Origin of the sequence: Methyloglobulus morosus KoM1 (assembly GCF_000496735.2) — a bacterium.
In the GTDB taxonomy this organism is placed as follows: Bacteria; Pseudomonadota; Gammaproteobacteria; order Methylococcales; family Methylomonadaceae; genus Methyloglobulus; species Methyloglobulus morosus.
The window spans coordinates 1-6,047 of sequence record NZ_AYLO01000172.1 but is presented as its reverse complement, the minus strand read 5'-3'; the positions used below and the strand labels follow the sequence as shown (position 1 = coordinate 6,047).

The 6,047-nt window shown below is 46.4% G+C and carries 5 protein-coding genes; 3 read left to right on the top strand and 2 right to left on the bottom strand.

Features of this window, described 5'->3' with window-relative positions; all coding sequences use genetic code 11:
- Window positions 1-103: 103 nt before the first annotated feature.
- Window positions 104-700: an HdeD family acid-resistance protein gene (locus MGMO_RS18420; RefSeq protein ID WP_023496599.1), complete on the top strand. Its 597-nt coding sequence runs from the start codon at window positions 104-106 to the stop codon at window positions 698-700.
- A 415-nt stretch (window positions 701-1,115) separates the two neighbouring features.
- On the opposite strand, the gene MGMO_RS18415 is transcribed toward MGMO_RS18420, so the two are convergent.
- Window positions 1,116-2,333, bottom strand: coding sequence for an MFS transporter (locus tag MGMO_RS18415; RefSeq protein ID WP_023496598.1), 1,218 nt, complete (start codon window positions 2,331-2,333; stop codon window positions 1,116-1,118).
- A 635-nt stretch (window positions 2,334-2,968) separates the two neighbouring features.
- On the opposite strand from MGMO_RS18415, the gene MGMO_RS18410 reads away from it, so the two are divergent.
- Both MGMO_RS18410 and MGMO_RS18405 read left to right on the top strand, forming a co-directional pair.
- A complete protein-coding gene (locus tag MGMO_RS18410) occupies window positions 2,969-3,700 on the top strand; it encodes a rubredoxin-like domain-containing protein (RefSeq protein WP_023496597.1) in 732 nt (243 codons plus the stop codon).
- An 18-nt stretch (window positions 3,701-3,718) separates the two neighbouring features.
- Complete coding sequence (locus tag MGMO_RS18405; RefSeq protein WP_023496596.1) at window positions 3,719-4,090, top strand: thiol-disulfide oxidoreductase DCC family protein; 372 nt, start codon at window positions 3,719-3,721, stop codon at window positions 4,088-4,090.
- Between the two features lie 296 nt (window positions 4,091-4,386).
- On the opposite strand, the gene MGMO_RS18400 is transcribed toward MGMO_RS18405, so the two are convergent.
- Window positions 4,387-5,817: an aldehyde dehydrogenase family protein gene (locus tag MGMO_RS18400; protein ID WP_023496595.1), complete on the bottom strand. Its 1,431-nt coding sequence runs from the start codon at window positions 5,815-5,817 to the stop codon at window positions 4,387-4,389.
- Window positions 5,818-6,047: the final 230 nt, after the last annotated feature.

The window sequence follows — 6,047 nt, the reverse complement described above, 5'->3', positions numbered from 1 at the left end:
TGCACTGAACACGGCTTATGAAAAAACCTGAATCCTTCGCTAATAAAAGGATCAGTATGATCGCATTCTTAATTAGATTGCAACACTATGACAAGAGGTGAGTATGATGAGTAATACAGACAATATCGTGACAGATTTGAAACATGCACAACAGCAAATATTGGCTTATATGCAGGCGCATTGGAGGTTATTTTTATTTGAAGGGATTTTTTTTATTCTCCTGGGTTCTTGTGCCCTTATTGTCCCCCGGTTTTTTTCCGTGTTTATCGCTATTTTCTTGGGCTGGATTATGGTCATTGGTGGAGTGACCCAAGTAAGCCGTGTCTTATTTCTCCCTAAAATACCGGGAGTTGGCTTGTGGCTGAGCCTTGGAATTTTACAATTGGTCGTAGGCATTCTGCTTATCGCCGATCCTATAGCCGGTGTGCTTACGCTAACGTTGATGTTGGCCTTATTTTTTGCGGTTGAAGGTGCCATCAAAATTTACATGGCATGGAAGATGCGTCCTTTGCCACATTGGGGATATTTATTTTTGAGCGGAATAACGGCAATAGTTTTAGCGTTCGCCATATTAGCGTTCTGGTCCGATATCCCACAGTGGTTATTGGGTTTATTTTTGGGGATCAATATGATGATGTTGGGCGTGGCGATGGTAAAAATAGGTCTGCATCATTATGACCGGACCGATAAGGTTGGATAGATTCGGAACACATGAATATGTTCAAGGTATTATCTTTTCGTATTGCAAATAACTCTCTGTCAAAAGCCTTGATATGCCGGCGGCTTTTTTGATGTCCTCAGTGAACGGGTCGGACGGCCTAAGACGTATCCCTGGTCTTGATATGGGAGGGTAAATAAGTCGAACTGGCTGATTGATAATAGCTTTTGATAGATGATTTTTTCGTGGATTTGCATGGCAAATTATAAAATCGGTGTGCGTCGCTTTTCTGGATGTCCGGTTTCAGGAGAACCAAGGTATGGCTTTGACCGCCGGATAAGGATCGAAGCGTACACGTCAACATCGAACCAAAAATGAATTTGGTGATTGTCTGCAATTGCGAAACTTGAATCGATAATCAACTTAAGCGCCTTCCATCGAAAAGCCAGAAATTGGATCAATTTAGTTGATGAAGTTGCAGCTGACGAAGTTTCGGGGCTAGTTTTGCCGTTGCGGCCACTACAACCAGTGTCATCGTGCCACCAAAAATTACAGACGGCACCAAACCCATATAATGTGCTGCCATCCCGGATTCAAAAGCCCCCAACTCGTTTGATGAACCAATAAAAATGCCGTTGATAGCGGAAACACGGCCACGCATGGAATCCGGTGTCGCCAATTGCAGAATAGTCGAACGCATGACTACCGACACGCCATCGCAAACACCAGAGAGTATCAACAATAATCCAGCAAACCAAAAGTCGGTCGATAAGGCAAAAACAATCATGCAGCAACCGAATCCTGCCACCGCTCCCAGTAGCCAGCGCCCAGCATGCAGGTTTATTGGATACCGTGTGAGAAACAGCCCGGTCAGTACAGCACCGACTGCCGGGGCGGCACGAAGAACACCCAGCCCTTCTGGGCCATAATGATAGATGTCGTGAATGAATGCGGGCAGCATAGCAACGGCACCCCCGAACAGGACGGCGAACATATCCAGTGATTGTGCGCCGAAGACGACCTGATTGCTGAACACGAAGCGCAGCCCTTCGGCGATGCTAGTCAAGATAGGCGCACTAACTGCCGGGGGAGGTTCTTTAATCCGTAATGACAGCAGTGCCAGGGCAGCACAAAGACAGAGGCCAGCGGCAACACAATAAGCGACAGATTTACTCGACCAGCCGACCAGCATGCCACCCAGTGCGGGGCCAATCACGAGACCAAACTGGAATACGGAGCTACCGATGCCAGAGGCTCGCGCATATTGATGTCGAGGTAAAATCAAGGCAAACAAGGCGCTATAGGAAGGACTAATAAAGGCTCTTGCCACACCAGTGATGGCGATAGAGCCATAGATCCACAACGCAGGATTGCCAACAGGCCAGCCCGCACCCACTGCCGCAAGGGTTAATGCGTTTAGCAATAGCATCAGGCAAGCAAAAACCCCAAACAGGCGCCGGGAATGATGATCGACCGCGTAACCTGCAAACAGTGCGCAGCAGAAGTAAGGGATCACTTCAGCTAATCCGACCAAACCCAATGAAAGGGGCTCATGCGTCAATTCGTAAATGTGCCATCCGACCACCGTGGCTATTATTTGGTAGGCGAGAACGATTAGGATACGAAAAGCCAGCAGCTTGAGAAAAGAGGAATTTAGTTGAGTAAAAATAGGCATGAACGGCTATGGGCCATAGGGAGCAAATTGCCCCGTAAAGCAGCAGGATTAGAATAGTTGTAAAGTGTACTTTCTTTTTGCAAATAAAGGAAAACGTCGCCATTTTGAATGCTGACAGCAATCTACAGCGATTTTGTCATTGGATCGATTTGGAGGGAGTTTTTTTAAGGGTTCTATAAATATCCGTTGATGATGAATTACTGAAATTCACTGTTGTCTTAATTTTCATAGAGGAAGTAGTCATTTATGAAAGGTGCGGACTTGATGAGCATCCAAATGCAAAGCTTAGAGCAAATCCGGTAGCGGGTTTGCCTGAATAGGGATTTAAACATGATTATTGGAAGGCCTGATATTTTTCCGTGTTGTCGTGCCAACCATGAACAAATATCTCAAAAAAACAGATGAGGGAATGAAAAGTGAAAACGGCCTCCATCTTTGCCAGAATCAAATGTGGCTTAGTCCTTTTTACCTTCATGTTGATACCGATATTTCCCATCACTAGCACGATAGGATTGTTTGTGGTTATCTTCCGGCCACTTTGGTTTAAACAGCTTGTCGATACAGTGTATGCTGATAAAAACGACTACTAGCCCCAACAAGATTCAATTGACAATGTGCCCCAAGCTTGACTCACCATGAACAACCAGACTCAAAACCTTGAACAAATGCCGCAGTGGGTTTGCCTTGAATGCGGCTACAACATGATTGGCGAGATGCCGGATGTGTGCCCATTTTGCGGGGCTAGCCATGACAAATTCATGCCTTGGGATGAAGCCGAGCAGAAGTATCGCGTTACTGCCCATGACATTAACAATGATGTAAGCCAATTGCTTTCTGTGCCGAAATTGGGCCTGGAACATGCGGCTTACCGCATTGAAACCGATGCGGGCAATGTCTGGATAGATTCGCCGTCAGCGTTTAATCGGGACTTGAAACCGGTTAATGCGATTTTATTCACCCACCATCATTTTATGGGTGCTTCAAACCAATACCGTCGGCTGTGGGGTTCACAAGTCTGGTTACATGAGATGGATGCCAAACATCCTCTTGTTGCCTCGTTCGATGTTGATAAACGATTCAACGATGATTTTAATCTCTATGGCATTGATGCTTACCACATTGGTGGGCATACGCCGGGATTTACCCTCTATATCTACCGGGATGTCTTGTTTATCTGCGACTACGTGTTTCTGGACAAATCGGCATTGAGTTTTAATCCCTACGGTTCTCAACCGGAAACGCTAAGGCAAGTGCAACGGATACATGAGATCGTAAAGTCCAGGTATCTCGTGACAGTCTGCGGATATAACTATGTGATGAATTTTGAGGATTGGTTAGTTGCCCTTGAGAACTTGATCCGCAACTAATAATCATAGAAGCCAATAATGGATACCGAGAAAGACAAGATTACAGTTTATTATGACGGTGCGTGCCCTGCCTGTATACGTGATAGGCAGAGCTATGAAAAACTATCAGGCAAGGGTGCTGAACAGGTTTGTTGGTTTGATATTACCGGAAAAGAGAGCCAGCTAAGAAATCTTGGTATCGACCCACAAAAAGCACTAACCGAATTACATGTCCGCGATGAAAATGGCCGAGTTGTTTCAGAATTGGATGCCTATATCCTGCTCATGCGTAAAGTACCCTTATTGAACCCTATTGCTTGGTTGATTGGCCTGCCGCTGATACGGTCAGTCCTTGCCAAAATTTATCATTGGCAGGTCACCCGCCGATTGAAAGCCAGGGGTTTGGTTTAACCGAGGGTTTTTAATTCAAGCGAATAGGATAAAGCATTTACTTAAGTGGATTTATTATGACTTTTTCCCAACGGAGAAAGTTAGCCATCCATTACGTTTTCCCGAAAAAGGGAGCATAACTGAGATCAGGTATGCCAGATAATGTTGCCGTCGATAGCAAGAGCATTTGCCCTTTTGTTTAGAAGTTCTGAATCGTTCGTTTTAAACTTTCTGTTTAAACGTCAAACGCTTTGTCTTAGGTAAAATCCGTCAGCTATAAAACACTGACCATTTAAATGTAATGGATGCTTAAGTAACTACAAAGACGGCGAATGAAAGATCGCCATTTTTTCAACCTGCATGTCACGGAAAGTATAAGGGATACCCCCAGTGCCATAACCGGATTCGCGTAAACCGGCAAATGGCATCCAGTCCACACGAAACGCAGTATGGTCGTTAATCGTCACCGTCGATGCGGCCAAATGCTTAAAAGCGTATAAGGCCGTATCGATATTCTGGGTGGCAATGGCCGCTTGAAAGGCATAAGGTAGGGAATTTGCCTGTTCGATGGCCTCATCTATGTTGTCATATTCATACACGCAGATGACCGGACCGAATATTTCCTGTTGGCTGACTTTACTCTGTACTGAAGGGTTTAATAATACCGTTGGTTGATACAGCGATGAAGACAGCCGCTTGCCCCCAGTTATCAATTCGGCATTTTCAGCAATGGCTTCATTAACCCAGGATTCAACCCGATCCACTTCCTCATGCCGGATCAACGGTCCGATATCAGTGCCGACACCGGCAGGGTTGCCTACTGTCATATGTCCTGCCAATGCCCCCAGGCCGGTTGCAACTTTACGGGCAATCGAACGGTGTGCATAAATCCGTTTGACCGAAACACACACTTGCCCCGCGTGATAGAAACCGCCCTTGGCCATTAACGGTAAAATTTTATCCAGATCGGCATCTTCGGCAATAATCACCGGCGCAATTCCGCCATGTTCCAAAGCGCAGCGTGTTCCTGGGGCTAACTTTGACCGCAACATCCAACCGATTTCGGCGCTGCCAATGAAACTGAAAAAGGCCACGCGCTTGTCGGTCACCAATTGTTCGGTGACATTATTATCCTCAATCATAACCGGCTGGCACCAAGCCACCGGCAAACCGGATTGGTGAAAAATATCAACCAGCGCAAAAGCGGATAAAGGGGTTTCCCGTGCCGGTTTAATAACGACCGGACAACCGGCAGCAATAGCCGGGGCGACTTGATGGGCAATTAAATTGAGCGGGTGATTAAAAGCACTTACGGCAACTACAGGGCCGATAGGCTCCCTGTGCGTAAAGGCTAGCCGGTTCATGGATGCCGGATTTAACTGCATGGGGATTTCGGTACCGCGCGCGGAGCGTATGCAGTCAATAGAAATTTTGATACTGTCGATAGCCCGTAACAGCTCAACTTTAGTATCCGAATAAGGTTTGCCGCCTTCGGCAATGGCAATAGTGATTAATTGTTCAGAACGTGCCTGTATGGTGAGTGCTGCGCGTTCCAAGATGGCAATACGTTCATGGGCGGGCAACCAGTTATTCCGGTCGTGAAAAACCGCAGCCAAATTCTTTAGCGCAAGTTCAGCGCCTTTGGCATCAATACATTCAACCGTGCCGATTGGTTTCCCGTCATAGGGCGAAAAAACTTCGATGATGCCAGCCGCTACAGCACCGGGTACTTTGATTGGATAATGCATAAAACTCACACTCTCACGATGGGAAAATCCATCTGTCCATTAAGCAGGATATTGTAAGCGTGATTGGCAAAGTAGCTATAAATTAAGATAACCTAGTGCAGCGGGCAACATGGATGCTCTAGAATATGACTAGGGGCTGTTCTCATTTAAGCCAAATCAACACGCTGGCCAAGCTCAGCATAGTCATATAGTTGACCGCCAGCCGTTCGTATCGGGTGGCGACACGGCGG